Here is a 16,173-nt window from a genome sequence, read left to right as displayed (position 1 = left end):
TCGACTCGAAGCGACAGCGAGCGACGGCCGTCGCGCGAGGAGCGGTCTGTCGACGTCTGGACACCGATAGTGATACGGTGACACGTACACGAGTTGCGTGCGGATGAGCCTCGATATTCACCTTCCGGTCTCCGCACAGCCGAGCGTCGACACCCTCGTCGACCTCGCCCAGCGCGCCGAAGAACTCGACTACGGTCACGTGTGGCTCCCCGAGACGTGGGGCCGCGACGCCGTGACCGCATTGACCGCCATGGCCCAGGGCACCGACGAGGTCGGACTCGGTCCGAGCATCTGGAACGTCTACTCGCGGTCACCCGCGCTCGTCGGCCAGACCGCCGCGACGCTCCAGGAGGTGTCGGACGGCCGTTTCCGGGTCGGTCTCGGGCCGAGCGGTCCCGCCGTCGTCGAGGGCTGGCACGGCAGCGACTTCGACCGGCCGCTCCGGCGCACCCGCGAGAGCATCGAGATAATCAAGGCCGTCCTGGCCGGCGAGCAGGTGAACTACGACGGCGACGTGTTCACGCTCGGCGGGTTCCGCCTGCGCTGTGACCCACCCGAGGACCCGCCTGGGGTCGACGCCGCCGGGATGGGTCCCAAGGCCGTGGAACTCGCGGGTCGATTCGCCGACGGCTGGCACGCGACGATATTCACGCCGGACGGCCTGCGCGAGCGACTCGACGACCTGCGCCGCGGTGCGGACCTCGGCGACCGCAACCCCGAGGACGTCCGGACGACCCTCTCGCTGACCTGCTGTGCGCTTCCGGACGGGGAGCGCGCCCGGGACCTGGCCCGCCAGCACGCAGCCTTCTACGTCGGCGGGATGGGAACCTACTACCGCGACTCGCTCGCCCGCCAGGGGTACGAGGAGTGCGCCCACGACATCGCGGCCGCCTGGGGGAGCGGCGACAAGGAGCGTGCGACCGAACTCGTCTCCGACGAACTGCTCGACGACCTCGGAGCCGCCGGGACGCCCGAACGCGCCCGCGAGGAACTCCAGAAGTTCCGCGACGTCGACGGCCTCGACAGGGTCGCCGTGAGCTTCCCCCGCGGTGCGGACCTCGACCAGGTCCGCGAGACCATGGACGCGCTCGCACCCTGACCCGCGACCCTCTTCTCTCGCTGCCCGACGCCGTCGACTCCGCGAGCCGCCGGCTTCGCCGGCCACGTCGAATTACTGAAAGGAATACCAGCTGCCGCCTGTAACGGCTGTATCTCCGGTTTTCGGCCTCCGTATCGAGCTGAAATCCGCATGACCACCTCATAACTTATGAGGAACCAACTCGGTGAATACCGAGTGCCTATATAGAACTGGTAGTTCACCTACGGGAAAGAGTTATATACCTACCCTGCATATTCTATAATAGATTATGACGCGATACTACGATTTCATCCTGGGCCTGATTCCGCTCGCACTGGTCAGCGTGACCGCCGCCCTCAACGTCGTCGGAGTAGCACTCAGTACGGCGGTTCCCCTCGGAGCAGGCGTATCCGTACTGCTCGTCGGGCACGCGCTCTTCGTCAACGGCCCCGTAGACACCGCGTCCTCCTCGTCCCCCGGTTCGGCCCCCAACTCCGGTCGCTTCAACTCGGCCGACTGAACTCCGCCCTCAACTGTTTTGTCGCTGGCGTTCGACGTGCAAGCTATGACCGATACGCTGTTTCTGACGAGCGACGACGTATCCGGACTGGCGACGCCCGGCGAGTACGTCGAGGCCGTCCGAGAGGGCTACCGCCAGCGAGGCGAGGGCGCACCCGCCGAGCCGCGGACGACGCTCGTCAACGACGAGCCGACCGGGATGCTGACGGGCTACTCCGCGGTCCTGCCGGAGACGGGTGCGATGGGGGGATACATGTACACCGCGGGCTTCGGCGAGCGAGACGCCTGGTTCGTGACGCCGCTGTTCGACGCCGAGAGCGGCGAACCGAAGGCCCTGCTCGACGGCGCGAGCATGAACCCGTTCAAGACCGGCGCGGCGGGCGCAGTGGGCGTGGACGCGCTCGCGCGCGAGGACGCGACGAAGCTCGCTATCGTTGGTAGCGGCGCACAGGCCCGCGGCCAGTTGCGAGCGACCGCGACCGTCCGGGACCTCGACAGCGTCTGGGTGTACTCCCCGACGAAGGAGAACCGGGAGTCGTTCGCCGCCGAGATGAACGAGCGACTGGACGCCTCCGTGGCCGCCGTCGCCAGCAGCGCCGCGGCGGTCGAGGACGCAGACGTCGTCGTGACGGCGACGAACGCCAGCGAACCGGTGTTCGACGGCGACCTGCTCGACGACGGCACGCACGTCACCGCGATGGGGCAGTACCACCCGGAGAAGCGAGAACTCGACGCGGAGACCATCGCGCGGGCGACGTACGTACCCGACCTGCGCGACCGGGTCACCCAGGACGCCGGGTCGTTCCTCCACGCGCTGGAGGAGGGCGTCGTCTCTGAGGACCACGTCCACGCCGAACTCGGCGAGGTCGTCGCCGGCAAGGCCCCCGGTCGCGAGTCCGACGACGAGGTGACCGTGTTCGACAGCGGCGGTACCGGCATCGAGACGGTCGCCGCGGCGCAGTTGCTCTACGAGAAGGCCCGGTCCGAGGACCTCGGGTCGACGATATCGCTCTCGCCCGCCAGCGAGGTGCTGACCGGCGAGTGACTCAGGACCGCGACCCGACCCACGCGCCGAGCGCCACGCCGTAGACGACGTGTCCGGCGTGGAAGATCATCGACTCGTCGTCCTCGAGGTCCATGTCCAGCAGACGACCGAGAAGCACTCGCTCGCCGAACGCTGAGAGGGCGAGCGCGTACGCCGTCCCGGCGACCAGCCCGGTCGTCTCCTCGCTCGCGCCGAGTTCGCCCGCGACGCGCTCGCCGTCCGACGCCGCGACGAGCCCCCCGAACACGCCGCCGGCGGCGATTCCGTACAGCAGGTGCAGCGCCAGCGCGCCTGCGGGATGGTCGTCCGGTCGTCCCCCGACGAACTTCGCCAGGAACGCCGCGGTCGGCGGCAGCGACCTCGCGATCGGCGCGCGGAACACCGTCATCACGACCGTGCCGAACAGGCCGCCGACCAGTCCCGCCCGGAGGGCTCCCTGGCCGTCCGGTTTGGCCGACTCCTCCTCTCGTCGGTCCAGTCGTTCGTCCGGTCGGCGGTCGACGCCTCGCGTACTCCCGTCGTCGGTGACCATACGGCGTCTGACGGACCGACAATCAATAGCCGTGACGGCGCTCCCGGAGCCTCGTCGTCACCCCCACCAGCCGAACTGTTCTTTGGTCTTCTCGACGACGCTCTGAACCTTCTGTTCCAGTTCCTCGATGGAGCGTTCGACGTAGTGGACGCGGTCCCGGGGAATCCGCCTGACGAGGTCGTCGCCGCTCTCGTCCTCGCCGACCTTCACCAGCCAGTGGTCGTCGAAGTAGACGATGTCGTCGTTCTCCACCTCCCGTTCCGTCGTCCCGTCCTCCGGGTGGTCGTAGACGATCCTCGCCGTGCCGACGTCGTCCGTCGCCTCGTCGACCTTCTGTTCGACGTCGTCCACCGCGTCCTCGATGTCGTCCATGCCACGGGCTACGAAACCTCGCTGTTAGGAACTTCCGGCCGTCCCGTGGGACTCCACGGACCCGGTGTGCGGACGATTCGGCGTTCGCAACCCAGCGCAGGCTCGCGGCGTCGTTGACTGCCAAAAAAACGGGCGGGCGAGCGGACCTAGTGGCTGCGCTCGATGAGGTAATCCGCTATCTCCTGGAGCGTGTCGCTGGCCTCGTTCTCCGGGAGCACGTCGAGGTGGTCCTTGCCGCGCTCGACGAGCGTCTCGGCTTTCTCCTTCGCGTACTCGATGCTGCCCGCCTCGCGCAGTCGCGCGACCGCCTCGTCGATCTCGGCCTCCGTGACGGCGTCCACGTCCTCGGTCTCCACGAGCGCGTCGACGTCGACGCCCTGCTCGCGGGCGTGGAGCGTGATGATGGTCTGCTTGCCTTCCACGAGGTCGCTGCCGCGCTGCTTGCCGAGCTGTTCGCTCGGCACCGTCAGGTCGAGCACGTCGTCCTGGATCTGGAACGCTCGCCCGACGTCGATGCCGTACCGGTACAGCGCGTCGGCGGTCTCCTCGTCGGCGCCGAGCAGCACGGCGGGGAGGGTCGACGCCGCGCCGTACAGCACGGCGGTCTTGTTCTCTATCATCTCCAGGTACTCCTCCGGCAGGACCTCGGGACGTTCCTCGAACGCCACGTCGAGGGCCTGGCCCTCACAGATTCGCGTACAGGTCGACGCGAGCACGTCCACGGCTTCGACGGTCCGAGCCGGCGCGGCGTCGGTCTCCAGCATTATCTCGAACGCTTTCGAGTAGAGCGTGTCACCGGCGAGGATAGCCGTCTCGGTGTCGTAGGCGCGGTGGACGGCGGGGACGCCGCGGCGAAGGTCGTCGTCGTCCATGATGTCGTCGTGGATGAGCGTGAACGACTGGATCACCTCGATGCTGACCGCGGCGGCCATCACGTCCACTTCGGTCCCGTCGAGCGCGGGGAATTTGCGATACGCCTCCGAGAGTGGCTCCGCGTCGGCCAGCGCCTCCGCGACGAGCAACAGGACGGTCGGGCGCAGTCGCTTGCCGCCCGCGTCCAGCAGGTACCGCGAGGCTTCGTAGAGGCGCTCCGGCTCGGTGATCGGGAGGTCCTCCTCGATGGCCTCGTTGACCAGTTCGCGTCGCTTCGCGACCGCTTCGGTGACGATTTCTTCGCGCGACTCCGTGCTCGCGTCAGTCATATCAATCGACCAGCTGGATGAGCTTGCCGTTCCTGGTGACGTGAAGGTCCCGGCCGAGGTCGTAGCCCTGGCTCTCGCAGAGGTCGACGTACGGCGCGAAGCCCTGCATGTCCTGGTGGGCCGGGATGACGTTCTGTGGCTGGAGCGCCTGCAGCATCTCGTAGTGGCCCTCCTCGCGGAGGTGGCCGGAGACGTGGACGTCGTCGTAGATGCGTGCGCCCTGCATCTTCAGGAGACGCTCGGACTGGTAGCGCTGGCCCTCGTTGGTCGGCTCGGGGATGACCCGCGCCGAGAAGACGACCTTGTCGCCGTTTTCCAGTTCGTACGGCGTCTCGCCGCGGCCCATCCGGGTGAGCATCGCACGCGGCTCGCCCTGGTGGCCCGTGACGATGGGCAGGTAGTTCTCCTTGCCCTCCTTCATGATGCGCTTGAACGTCCGGTCGACCGACTTGCGGTGACCGAACATGCCCATGTCCTCCGGGAAGTCGACGAAGTCGAGTCGTTCGGCAGTTCCCGAGTACTTCTCCATCGAGCGTCCGAGGAGCACCGGCGTCCGGCCGATTTCCTGGGCGTACTGGACGAGGCTCTTCACGCGGGCGATGTGGCTGGAGAACGTCGTCGCGACGATACCGCCGTCGTAGTCCTCCATGCTGTAGAGCACGTCCTTGACGTGCCGCCGGGCGACCGATTCGCTCGGCGTGCGGCCCTTCCGGCCCGCGTTCGTACAGTCTTCGATGTAACAGAGGACGCCGTTGCCCTCGCGGCCGATTTCGCGGAACCGCTTCATGTCGATGGGGTCGCCGAGCACAGGCGTGTGGTCCATCCGCTTGTCGAGTCCGTAGACGACGGCGCCCTCGGGCGTGTGGACGACGGGGTTGATGGCGTCGATGATGGAGTGGGTGACGTTGACGAACTCCAGGTCGACCTTGCCGCTGTCGCCGATGGACATCGTCTCGCCGGTCTCCATCTTTATCAGGTCGTTCTCGACGCCGAACTTCTCCTCGCTCTGAATCTGCTGTTTGACCAGTTCGATGGTGAACGGCGTCGCGACGACCGGTGCGTTGTACCGGTGAGCCAGCTTGCTGATGGCCCCGATGTGGTCGAGGTGACCGTGGGTGGGCACGATGGCCTGGACGTCACCTTCGAGGTCGGACATCACCCGGTCGTCCGGGATGGCACCCATGTCTATCAGGTCGAGACTGTGCAGCTTCTCCGTCTCGACGTTGTCGTGGAGTAGAACCTTCGAGAGGTTCAGTCCCATGTCGAAGATGACAACGTCGTCTCCCGCTCGAACGGCAGTCATCTGCCGTCCGACTTCCTCGTATCCGCCAATGGTTGCGATTTCGATTTCCATAGTTGCTTACCTCAAGCATTGAAACGCCGCGCCACGCGGCGGTTGCATTGCTCACTGAAATCCTCGCGGGGCCGCGAGCGTCAGACCCCGGCGTCTTGCAGCACGTCGGTCTGGCACTCGCGCGCGGCGATGCCGCACGCCCGCGAGTTGCCCAGTCTGGTCCCATCTACGCCCCCGGGTAATAAAAACTGCGGGGTATCGAACGCGAACGGACGTCCGTGAGAGGGACATCCCCGAGGAAAGCGGTACGCAGCGAATCGGCGTCGGTCCGCCACCGTCGGCGCTTCGAGCGACGAAGCCGTGACGACCGCCCGGAAGTTCAAGTACGAAGACGGGACCAGGGCGGTCCGTGACGTGACCGGGGCCGGAACGCGAACGCGAGCGTGCGGCGCGCGGCGTTCCGGGAGGAAGGTACGCGCGCCGCCTGTCAGCCACACGACGGTCGCTTCGCCGTCGACGATCACGTCGCGGCTTGCACGTTCGCGTTCGCCGGTGACGAGCCGCGATGCGTCAGTCGTCGGCGGTGACGGGTGAGCGCGACACGTCGATTTCTCCCTCGTCAAGTTCCTCCTCGACCTCGCGGGCGGCCTGGACCATGTTCGCCATCTTGCCGTAGGCGACCTCTCGCGGGAGGAGCTTCAGCCCGCAGTCCGGACTCACCGTCAGGCGCTCCGGCGGAACGACCTCGAGGCCCTTCCGGATGTTCGCCTTGATCTCCTCGACGCTCTCGACCTCGGCGACGTGAGCATCGGTGACTCCGAGCGCGAGGTTCTTCGTGAACGCGGGGTCTTTGAACACCTCCAGTTGCTCGTAATCGCCGTTGGCGAGTTCCACGTCGAACTCGTCGACCGGGAAGCCGAGAATCTCGGGATAGATGCGCGAGTAGTCGCCGTAACAGACGTGGAGGCCGAGGTAGACGTCGTCCGGGATGCCGGCAGCGATGCGTTCGAGGCACTCGCCGACGATGGCGTGGTCGTCCGGCGTCGTCGCCAGCGCCGGTTCGTCTATCTGAACGTAGCGAGCGCCGGCCTCGACCAGCTTCTCCACCTCTTCGTTGACGAGGTCAGCGAGGTCGTACGCCAGCGACTCCTCGTCGTCGTACGCCTCGTTGAAGCTCCAGCTGGCCAGCGTGTACGGGCCGGTGATGGGTACCTTCACGGGACGGTCGGCGACGTCGCTGGTGAACTCGTACTCGTCGACGAGCCACGTCTCGTCGTACTCGACGTCGCTCACGACCGAGGGCTTGTCGAAGTAGTTGTGTCCCCAGACCTTGACGGGACCGTTGAACTCGTAGCCGTCGATGCGGTGCGCGAAGTACTCGACCATCTCGTTGCGTCGCATCTCGCCGTCGACGATCACGTCGAGGCCCGCGCGTTCGTGTTCGTCGGTGATGAGCCGCGAGGCGTCGTCTTTCGCCTCCTGCCAGGCGTCCTCGTCGAAGTCGGCGTCGTCGTCTTCGTACAGGCCTCGACAGCGGTCGACCCACTTCGGCTTGGGGTAGCTCCCGACGACGGTCGTCAGGATGAAGCTGTCGTTCCCGTGGTCGGCGGGGCGGAACTGCTCGCGGGTCGCGCGGTCGTCCTCGCCGCTCATGCTTCCACCTCCTGCAGTCGGGCGGCTTCCCCGAGCGCCGCGAGCTTCGCCTCGAACTTGGCGTACGGCAGGTAGAACAGCTCGGTGTTGCTCGTGAGGTACACCGTCTCGAACTCGTTGACGGGCGTCTGCTCCTCGAACCACTCGACGCGCTCCGTGATGGTCTCGGGAGACTCGACCCGCGTGTTCTGGCCGTCGACGAGGCCGAGCGCGACCGAGTCTTTCGTCCCGTACTCGTTGACGTTCTCGACCGCGCCTTCGTGGTCCGCGACGAGGTCGTAGCCCACGGCGTCGACGTCGGCGTCGAGCAGGTGGGCGTGGACCTTCTCGTCGAGCGACCCCCAGTAGCTCTGGACGACCACGTCGGCGTCGGTCGCGGAGGCCACGGCGTCGATGGCCTCGCTTGCGTGGGCGTCCTCGCCGTCGCCCGGCGGGTTCTCGACGAGCGACGGTTCCAGCAGGAACAGCGTCTCCACGTCGGGGAACGCCTCCGCCTCGCCGGCCAGGAACTCCCCGACGGCCGCGAGGAAGGTCTCGTCGTCGCCGTAGTGCTCGTCGGTGGCGAGGTCGGCCAGCGAGTAGGGACCGGGAAGGACTGCCTGCAGGGAGTCGGAGCCCGTCAGCTCCGCGGCGGACGCCAGTTCGTCGGCCACGTCACCGTCGAAGTCGAGGTCGCCGGTGACGACGGGGTCGCGGTAGAAGTTGTTGTTGTCGTAGTAGCGGACGATGCCCCGGGTCTCGACGTTGTCGTGGACCGTGAGGGGGTGCGCGAGCATGTCGTCCCACCGCAACTGCCCCTCGACGATTCTGTCGAGGCCAGCGGTCTGCTGTGCCTCGACGACCTCGGCTCGCGTCTCCTCGTATATCGCGGTCACGTCCTCGCTCTCGTCGCCTGAAATCAGGTCCTCTTTCTGGTGGCCCTTCAGGTCCGAGAGGTCGTCTTTCGCCCAGTCCGGGAGCGGGTAGACGCCCGGTGTCGTAGCGACGCGCTCTGTCATCACCCTGCCCTACGAAATGCTGGGGCTTAATATTTTCCACTCCGAAAAATAACCGCAGTGCATGAGGGGTGCTACCGATTGTCGAACACCCTGGAGGACCGTCCCGGGTCGACGGAGGAAAAATCGTCGCGGTCCCGACGTTCGCTTCGGTCGACGCGGGGGAGTCCGTTCCGGAGGTCGGTCGTGGTCACCGGAGCAGTTTCAGCACGGTCAGCGTCTCGAAGGGGAACGACTCGTCACGGAGGGCGACGGCGCTGAATCCGTTCGCGGCGGCGCGTTCGACCACCGCGTCGACGCCGGTGAGGCTGCTCACGAGCAGGAACACGTGGCCGTCCGGGGCGAGGACGCGCCCCACCGCGTCGAGGAAGGGTTCGATGACCGCCCGTCCCGACTCTCCGCCGGAGAGCGCCCGCTCCATCCAGTCGTCGCGTTCGGTCTCCGGGTCGGTGGGGAGATAGGGCGGGTTGAAGAGGACGGCGTCGAAGACCGCGTCCCGGAACGGGGTGACGAGGTCCGCGCGGACCGTCTCGACTCCGCGCTCGCGCGCCTGCTCGCAGGCGTGTGGGTTCACGTCGGACCCGACGACGCGAGCGCCCGTCTCGGCGGCGACCGTCCCGGCGACGTATCCCGACCCCGTCCCGACCTCGAGGACCCGTTCGTCGGCGTCCACGTGGTCGACGGCGACCGTCGCGAGCAGGCGGGAGTCTTCGGCAGGCTGATACACCGGTGTCTCCGCGTCGCGGAGTTCGGCGAGGTCGGTCACGCGTCGTCGCTCCCGTCGGACCCGTGCTCGTGCCTCTCGTCGTCGGACTCCTCTCCCGGGCCGCCGTCGGTGGTCGCTTCCACGTGCTGTGAACGACCGCCAGCGATCTTGAAGCCGCCGTGTTCCTCGCGCCCGCCGAGTTCCCGCTGGGGGAACGGTATCTTGATGCCGGCGTCCTCGTAGGTCTCCTTGACCCGGTTGATGACCGCGGTGCGGGCGCGCCACTTCCGGCGCGCGCTCGGCTTGTCGATCCAGAACCGCAGACCGAGCACGACCGCGGAGTCGCCGAACTCCTTCGAGACGACCTGGGGCGTCGGCACCGACAGCACGTCGTCTATCTCCTTCATGGTGTCCGCGGCGAGTTCGGCCGCGCGTTCGACGTCCGCGTCGTAGTCGACGCCCACGTCGACTTCGAGGCGGAGCCGTCCCTTCCGCGAGCGGTTGGTGATGGTGCTCCCGCCCACCACGTCGTTCGGTATCATCACGTACTCGCCGTCGAACGTCTGGATGCGCGTGTTGACCATGGAGATGTCGGTGACGATGCCCTCCTGTTCGTCTATCTCTATCCAGTCGCCGATCTCGAACGGCCGCGAGAACATCAACACGAGCCCCGCCAGCAGCGCTCCGAGCGTCTGGCGGGCGGCCATGCCGACGACGATGCCGAGGAAGCCCGCCCCGACGAGCAGACCGGTGAGGTTGACGTTCCACAGACCGAGGATGACGATGACGGCGACGCCGTACACCAACAACTGGGTGAGGCGGTAGAACACCTGCGCCTGGTGTTCCGAGATTGTCTTTCGGTCCTGCACGAACCGGTCGAGGGTGTCGCTGACGAATCCCGCGACGATGTAGGAGAGGGCAACGACGAGCAGCGTCTGGCCCGCAGTCCAGATGGTCGAGTCCGCCACCTCCCGGTCCAGACTGTCGAGCGGGCTGTTCGCAAACACGACGCTGGTGTTGACCTTGTCCCAGAGGAACAGCCACGTCACGACCGCCAGCGCGACGAAGGTGAGGAACGAGAAGAGCACGACGACGTCCGCCAGCGCGTCGAGGGTACGGCGTCGGAGTCTGGCGCGGAGTCGCCACGAGAACGCCGCGGCCCCGACGACCGAGAGGAGGATGAACCCCCCGATGAGCCAGCGGACGTCGAAACGGGGGAACCCATTGACCTGCACGAGCAGCGTCCCCATTAGCATCAGCTCCCACCCCGCCCGTGTTCGTCCGCGAGCCGCGCCAGCGCCGCGAACTGGGCCGGCGTGACGTTCCCCGCGCGCTTCCGGAGGATGTTCTCGCCCAGCACCTCGCGCAGGTCGGCCTCGGACTCACCGTCGCTCACCGCTTCGACGGCGTCGACCACGGCGTCGGCGTCGTCCAGTCCCGAGATGTGCGCGGTGTTCCGGATGGCATTCCGGATGGTCTTGCGGCGCTGGGTGAAGACGGCCTTGACGAAATCGAGGAAGAACGCCTCGTCGGGCACCTCATACTCGGGGTCCCGGGGCGTCGTCCGGACGACGGCGCTCTCGACCTCGGGCTGCGGCGAGAACGCCTCCCGGGGAACGACCTCGACGACCTCGACGTCGGCGTAGTGGCCCGCGGTCACCGACAGGCGACCGTAGTCGTCTTCCCCCGGCTCGGCGGCCATCCGCTCGGCGAACTCCTTCTGGAACATCAGCACCGCCGGCTTCCCGCGCGGTAGCAGCCGGAACGCTATCTCGCTGGAGATGCCGTACGGGAGGTTCGAGACGCACGCAGTGAACTCGGGAAGGTCGACGTCGAGAGCGTCGCCCTCGACCACCGTCAGGTGTCCCGCCGCCACGTCGCCCTCGAACTCCTCTCGCAGGAACGCCGCGAGGTCCGGGTCGCGCTCGACGACGGTCACCTCGTCGGCGACCGCCAGCAGACGGTCGGTGAGCGCGCCGGTACCGCCACCGACTTCCAGAACGTGCCGGCGGTCCATTCCCTCGGCGTACTCCGGGAGACGGTCGAGCACCCGGTCGTCCACGAGGAAGTGCTGGTCGCGGTTCGGGTCGGCGCGAACCCCGGCGCGGCGGACGAGCGCGTCCGGGTCCCGGAACTCGTCGCTCGGCGTGCGTGCCATCGTTACTGCCGGATACCGCGTGGAGCGGGGTAAACCCACCGAGTCGCCCGGATGCGGCGTTCGTCCGGGCGACGGCGGCGATTCGACCGTCGGCGGCCCGCCTTCGGTTACTCGTCGCGGTGGGCGAACGTCCGGTACTTCAGGTCGTCCTCACGGACCTCCTCGAGGATGCGTTCGACGAGGACGCCCTTCGGGTCGTGCAGGCCGGCGACCCGCTCCTCGATATCGTCGAAGCTCTCGAACGGCTGGCGTTTGCGCTCCTCCAGGACGTTGTTGCGGAGCTTCTTGCCGATGCCCGGCAGGAGGTTCAATTGGTGGAGCCGGAGCGTAATCGGCTGGGCGTCGTTGTAGAAGTCGACGAACCGCTGGCGGTCGTTCTCGACGATGTCCTTGACGGCGTGTTCGAGTTCGGACTGGGCCGTTCCCGAGAGGTCCTCGTACTCTATCTCCCGGACCTCCTCGACCCCTTCGCGTTCCTCCGGCGGGTCGACGACCACTCGGTCGCCGATGCCGGAGTCGGCGTCCTGGTCGAACGTCAGTTCGAGCAGGCGGAACTCCGCCTCGGTCAGGGCGTAGGCCAGCGGCGGCTTCTGGTACTGTGGCCGGTCGTCTTCGGCCCTCCCGTGTGGAAGAAAGTCGAGCAACACGGCTGTCTCGCGTTCGCTCTCGGATTCACTCATTGTCGTAGATAACGGCGACGAATCACTTAAAGAATCGGTCAGATGGTCGAGGGACGATCAGTCGTACTGCGCCACGACGTTCAGGATGTCGTCGAGTTCGTCGCCCGAGAGCGTGAACCGCTCCTGGGCGTACACCGCGCGCAGTTCATCGCGGTCCTTCGGCAGCAGGTCCGCGATCTTGTACGCCGTGGGTTCGTCGACCTTCTCCTCGTCGAGCAGTTTCTCGACGAGTTCACGGGACTCGTCGGGGTCGAGGAGGGCGAACCGGTTGACGTGGTCGATAGCTCGCGCGAGGTTGTACGGCATCTCGCGGTCCTCGTCCAGGGCGCGGTCCGTCTCGATGTCCGCGAGGAGTTCCTTGGCCTCGGCGGTGGTGAGGTGGTCCTCGTCGAGCTTTTCCTTGAAGATGGTCATGCGTCTACTCCTGGGCGCGGAGGTGAGCCGGCTTGACGATGAGCGTCTTCTCCTTGCCGCGGTCGTCGATGACGACCTTGTAGGCAGTCCCCTGCTCGCCGACGACCTCGCCGGTGTGGCCGTCGAAGCGCGGGTGGAATCGGCCGTCGGGGACGCTCGGGTCTATCTTCAGGTGGACCTTCTGGCCGACCTCGTACTCCTGAACCGCACGCTGGGGCGGGGACGTGCCGCGAGATCGCGGGTCGTTCGACAGTTTGTCTCGAGTAGTGTTGTAGGGTCCGTTCGAACTCGGCATAGTCGTACGTCCGTCTTGTTCGGTGACGGTTATAAAAGGTGCGTTCCGCGCCGCTCGTCCACGCCGGCGGGTCGCCGTCACCAGCGGTGGTGAACCGCGTCGAAGACGTACTCCTCGTACACGTCGCGGACGCCCGCCATCTGCGCGTCGTTCGGGGCCGGACGGTCGGCGGCGGCAACGTTCTCCCGGACGTGGTCGGGGTTCGTCGAGCCGGGGATGACCGTCGACACCGCGTCGAACGAGAGGATCCAGCTGAGCGCGAACTGCGCCATCGTCGCGTCGTCGGGGACGTGCGGCCGCAGCGCCTCGACGGCCTCCAGGCCGCGCTCGTAGGGGACACCGGCGAACGTCTCGCCGCGGTCGAACGCCTCCCCTTCGCGGTTGAAGTTCCGGTGGTCGTCCTCGGGGAACTCGGTGTCGGCCGAGAGTTCGCCCGTCAGCAGGCCGGACGCCAGCGGCACGCGAACGATGACGCCGACGTCCCGGCGTTTCGCCTCCCGGAAGAAGAGGTCCGCGGGGCGCTGGCGGAACGGGTTGAAGATTATCTGGACCGTCTCGACGCCGGGGTACTCGATGGCCTTCAGCCCCTCTTCGACGCGCTCGACGCTGACGCCGTAGTGGGCTATCTTCCCTGCCTCCCGGAGGTCGGCCAGCGCGTCGAACACCTCCGGCCGGTAGTAGACGTCCGTCGGCGGACAGTGTAACTGGAGCAGGTCGAGCGTCTCGGCGTCGAGATTCTCGCGACTCCGGTCGATGAACCGCTCCAGGTTCTCGGCGGTGTACCCCGCGGCCTCGTGCGGGTCGAGTCGCCGGCCGGCCTTCGTGGCGACCATGGGCTCTTCCTCGCGCTCCTCGAGCACCGAGGCGATGAGGCGTTCGCTGCGACCGTCGCCGTACACGTCGGCGGTGTCGATGAAGTTCACGCCCGCGTCCAGCGCTGCCTCGATGGCCCGCCGACCCTCCGCTTCCGACACCTCGCCCCAGTCGGAGCCGACCTCCCACGTGCCGAGACCGACCGCCGTCACGTCCGCTCCCGTCGTCCCGAGTGCGCGTCGTTCCATGTCCCTGGCAACGCTCCCCAGGATTATCGGTGTTGTCTTCCTGGGTCGTCTCGCCGACTCGGACCGGACGACGCCGCTCACTCCTCCGCGACGTGTTCGGCGGCGCGTCGCTCCCGGAGGTCGTCCTGTAGCCGCCCGGCGACGAATTCGCGCAACTGCGCGGCGGTCGCGGCGTCCAGGTCCGCGGCGCGGGCGTCCCGTCCCGCGAGCCGGGCCGAACTCGCGGTGTCGACGACGACCGTCGCCAGCCGCCACCGGCGCTGGAATATCGTCGCCTGCTGGACGACGGTCTGGACGCGGTAGTAGGGGACGACCGTCGTCGCGCGCCGCCAGTACCCGATGCGCGTTACGACGTGGTCGTCTCCCGTCGAGTACCCCAGATGCTTCCAGCGGTAGTGGGCCGCGACCGGAGCGACCGCGAGCAGCGCGAGCGGCGCGTACCAGAGGCCGAAACCGGCGACGAACCGGTCGACGCCGTACGCCACCGCGGTCAGGCCGAGAACGACGATGGCGTACCGCCCGGCGTAGCGCCGTCTGGCACGCTTCGGCGGCCGCTCGAACGTCGGCTCCCGAAACGGTTCTACTTCGCGCGCGAGCGCGAGGACGCGCTCACGAGCCGCCAGCGGGACGGCCGCCTGGGAGCCGCCGCCGCCCTGGCCTGGCGCGTAGCCGGCCGTCTCGACGGCGAGCGTGGCGTATCCCGCGAGTCGCATCAGCGGGTTCTCCCGGAGCGTCACGGTCTGGACCTTCTCCAGCGGGACCGTTCCGTCGTAACGCTGGAGAAGGCCGCGTTCGTACCGGAGCTCGTCGCCGACGCGCGTGAGCCGGAAATCGTAGTAGCGCGCGAACGTCACCATCGCGCTGGCGACCCACAGCACCAGCGCCGACAGCGCGAGCTGGGTCAGCCCGACGAGGGCGTCGACGCCGGACGACTCGCCGGTCACCAGCGGCACGACGACGAAGGCGAGCCCGACGACGCGCGGCTCGACCGAGATGGCCGACAGCAGCGCGAGTTCCGACGACCGGATGGCGTAGAGCTCCTCCTCCGGTTCCGCCTCGACCGTCTCGGACGGGGATTCGTCGCCTGCGTCCACCTCGCCCGCGGCTTCGGCGCGCTTGCGCCGCTGAATTTCGCGCTGGAGGCGCTTGGCCTCCTCGTAGGCCACGAACCGGAGGCTCGCCTCCGTCTGCTCCCCGCCGGCGGTTTCGAGGCTCACCGACGAGAGGCCGAGCGCGCGTTGGACGACGTTGCGACGGATGTCGACGTTCTGGACCCGTCGAAGCGGAATCTCGCGTCGCCGCCGCGAGAGGACGCCCGACTCGATGTCGAGCGAGTCGCCCGTCAGTTCGTAGGCGAACCGGCGGTAGTAGGCCGTCTCCCAGGCTACGGCGACGGCGAGGCCGACCACTGCCAGCAGTGCGACCCGGAGCGGTTCCAGGAAGTCCACCACGCCGCCGAGCGCCAGTCCGGCGAACAGCAGGCTGGAGCCGACGCTCACGCCGCGCGAAACCGCCCGGTACGGCAGCGAGAGCGGGTGCAGTTTCATACGGCGTCCTCTGACTCGCTCTCGATGGCGAGGTTGCGGAGCCGACGCTGGAGGTCGGTCGCGCGGTCGGGCGTCAGCCCTGGGATGGTCACGTCGGCACCGCGGGAGCCGGCGGTGTAGACGACGACGCTGCCGAGTCCGAGGAGTCGCTCGACCGGCCCGCGCTGGGTGTCGACGTGCTGGACGCGGACGAACGGGACGACGGTCGTGACCCGCGTGAACACGCCGCGTTCGAGGTAGAGGTCGTCGTCCCGTATCTCGAACCGCCACACGCGGTACTTCAGGACGACGTACGCGACGCCGAAGACGAGGGCGGCGACTCCGACGGCCGCGACGACCCAGACGCCGACGTCGACGACGAAACGGTCGACTGCCGCCGCCATCGCGCCGAGCACGAGCGCGGTCAGCAGCGTCCCGGCGAACCAGACGAAGCGGACGCGCGGATTGAGCGCTTCCATGTCCAAGACACGGGACAGCTATCGCATAAAGTGTCGGCATCCCGCGTGAAGCGGTCGAACGCGAGCAGTCCCGAACCCACCCCCGAATCGTCGATCGACCGAGGCCAGCGTCGACCGTTACCGTTCGCCTACGCCGGCTATAGGCGCCTCCTGCGGTACGGTTC

18 protein-coding genes are annotated in these 16,173 nt (G+C 67.6%); 3 read left to right on the top strand and 15 right to left on the bottom strand.

What is annotated here, in order from left to right; translation table 11 throughout:
- Window positions 1-103 precede the first annotated feature (103 nt).
- From ACRYA2_RS04920 to ACRYA2_RS04910, 3 genes are all read left to right on the top strand, one after another.
- Entirely contained in the window at window positions 104-1,099 is a 996-nt protein-coding gene (locus tag ACRYA2_RS04920; RefSeq protein ID WP_433624822.1) for a TIGR04024 family LLM class F420-dependent oxidoreductase, read from the top strand.
- Window positions 1,100-1,367: 268 nt separating this feature from the next.
- Complete coding sequence (locus tag ACRYA2_RS04915; RefSeq protein ID WP_433624820.1) at window positions 1,368-1,598, top strand: DUF8015 family protein; 231 nt, start codon at window positions 1,368-1,370, stop codon at window positions 1,596-1,598.
- A 45-nt stretch (window positions 1,599-1,643) separates the two neighbouring features.
- The gene (locus ACRYA2_RS04910) at window positions 1,644-2,642 is read left to right on the top strand and encodes an ornithine cyclodeaminase family protein (RefSeq protein ID WP_433624818.1); all 999 of its coding nucleotides are present in this window, start codon (window positions 1,644-1,646) and stop codon (window positions 2,640-2,642) included.
- Between the two features lies 1 nt (window position 2,643).
- Here the strand turns inward: ACRYA2_RS04910 and ACRYA2_RS04905 are convergent, their stop codons facing one another.
- The 15 genes from ACRYA2_RS04905 to ACRYA2_RS04835 all read right to left on the bottom strand — a co-directional run bounded on the left by ACRYA2_RS04905 (window position 2,644) and on the right by ACRYA2_RS04835 (window position 16,009).
- Window positions 2,644-3,174 carry a hypothetical protein gene (locus ACRYA2_RS04905; RefSeq protein ID WP_433624816.1) on the bottom strand — a complete coding sequence of 177 codons (531 nt, stop codon included), beginning with the start codon at window positions 3,172-3,174 and terminating at the stop codon, window positions 2,644-2,646.
- A gap of 57 nt (window positions 3,175-3,231) precedes the next feature.
- Window positions 3,232-3,546, bottom strand: a complete 315-nt coding sequence (locus ACRYA2_RS04900) for a hypothetical protein (RefSeq protein ID WP_433624814.1) — start codon at window positions 3,544-3,546, stop codon at window positions 3,232-3,234.
- A 146-nt stretch (window positions 3,547-3,692) separates the two neighbouring features.
- On the bottom strand, window positions 3,693-4,748 hold the full coding sequence (idsA3, locus tag ACRYA2_RS04895; protein ID WP_433624812.1) for a geranylfarnesyl diphosphate synthase: 1,056 nt from the start codon (window positions 4,746-4,748) through the stop codon (window positions 3,693-3,695).
- Window position 4,749: 1 nt separating this feature from the next.
- Entirely contained in the window at window positions 4,750-6,102 is a 1,353-nt protein-coding gene (locus tag ACRYA2_RS04890; protein ID WP_433624810.1) for an RNase J family beta-CASP ribonuclease, read from the bottom strand.
- 510 nt (window positions 6,103-6,612) lie between these two features.
- On the bottom strand, window positions 6,613-7,695 hold the full coding sequence (locus ACRYA2_RS04885) for a methionine synthase (RefSeq protein ID WP_433624808.1): 1,083 nt from the start codon (window positions 7,693-7,695) through the stop codon (window positions 6,613-6,615).
- Entirely contained in the window at window positions 7,692-8,693 is a 1,002-nt protein-coding gene (locus ACRYA2_RS04880; protein WP_433624806.1) for a 5-methyltetrahydropteroyltriglutamate--homocysteine methyltransferase, read from the bottom strand. Before ACRYA2_RS04880 ends, ACRYA2_RS04885 begins: the two co-directional genes overlap by 4 nt.
- 187 nt (window positions 8,694-8,880) lie before the next feature.
- The gene (locus ACRYA2_RS04875; RefSeq protein ID WP_433624804.1) at window positions 8,881-9,456 is read right to left on the bottom strand and encodes a HemK2/MTQ2 family protein methyltransferase; all 576 of its coding nucleotides are present in this window, start codon (window positions 9,454-9,456) and stop codon (window positions 8,881-8,883) included.
- Window positions 9,453-10,652: a mechanosensitive ion channel family protein gene (locus ACRYA2_RS04870; RefSeq protein WP_433624802.1), complete on the bottom strand. Its 1,200-nt coding sequence runs from the start codon at window positions 10,650-10,652 to the stop codon at window positions 9,453-9,455. The genes ACRYA2_RS04875 and ACRYA2_RS04870 overlap by 4 nt, the downstream gene beginning before the upstream one ends.
- Window positions 10,652-11,554 carry a 16S ribosomal RNA methyltransferase A gene (locus ACRYA2_RS04865; RefSeq protein WP_433624800.1) on the bottom strand — a complete coding sequence of 301 codons (903 nt, stop codon included), beginning with the start codon at window positions 11,552-11,554 and terminating at the stop codon, window positions 10,652-10,654. Before ACRYA2_RS04865 ends, ACRYA2_RS04870 begins: the two co-directional genes overlap by 1 nt.
- Before the next feature lie 107 nt (window positions 11,555-11,661).
- A complete protein-coding gene (locus ACRYA2_RS04860) occupies window positions 11,662-12,234 on the bottom strand; it encodes a DUF655 domain-containing protein (RefSeq protein ID WP_433624799.1) in 573 nt (190 codons plus the stop codon).
- A gap of 57 nt (window positions 12,235-12,291) precedes the next feature.
- A complete protein-coding gene (locus tag ACRYA2_RS04855) occupies window positions 12,292-12,648 on the bottom strand; it encodes an RNA polymerase Rpb4 family protein (RefSeq protein WP_113277141.1) in 357 nt (118 codons plus the stop codon).
- A gap of 4 nt (window positions 12,649-12,652) precedes the next feature.
- The gene (locus ACRYA2_RS04850) at window positions 12,653-12,943 is read right to left on the bottom strand and encodes a 50S ribosomal protein L21e (RefSeq protein ID WP_113277196.1); all 291 of its coding nucleotides are present in this window, start codon (window positions 12,941-12,943) and stop codon (window positions 12,653-12,655) included.
- A 77-nt stretch (window positions 12,944-13,020) separates the two neighbouring features.
- Window positions 13,021-14,004: an aldo/keto reductase gene (locus ACRYA2_RS04845; protein WP_433624796.1), complete on the bottom strand. Its 984-nt coding sequence runs from the start codon at window positions 14,002-14,004 to the stop codon at window positions 13,021-13,023.
- Window positions 14,005-14,081: 77 nt separating this feature from the next.
- Window positions 14,082-15,551, bottom strand: coding sequence for a PH domain-containing protein (locus tag ACRYA2_RS04840; protein ID WP_433624794.1), 1,470 nt, complete (start codon window positions 15,549-15,551; stop codon window positions 14,082-14,084).
- Complete coding sequence (locus ACRYA2_RS04835) at window positions 15,548-16,009, bottom strand: PH domain-containing protein (RefSeq protein WP_433624792.1); 462 nt, start codon at window positions 16,007-16,009, stop codon at window positions 15,548-15,550. Before ACRYA2_RS04835 ends, ACRYA2_RS04840 begins: the two co-directional genes overlap by 4 nt.
- Window positions 16,010-16,173 lie beyond the last annotated feature (164 nt).

Source organism: Halomicrococcus pelagicus (assembly GCF_050954125.1).
Note: the sequence above shows the minus strand (reverse complement) of the source record. Positions and strands in the feature narration are given on the sequence as shown.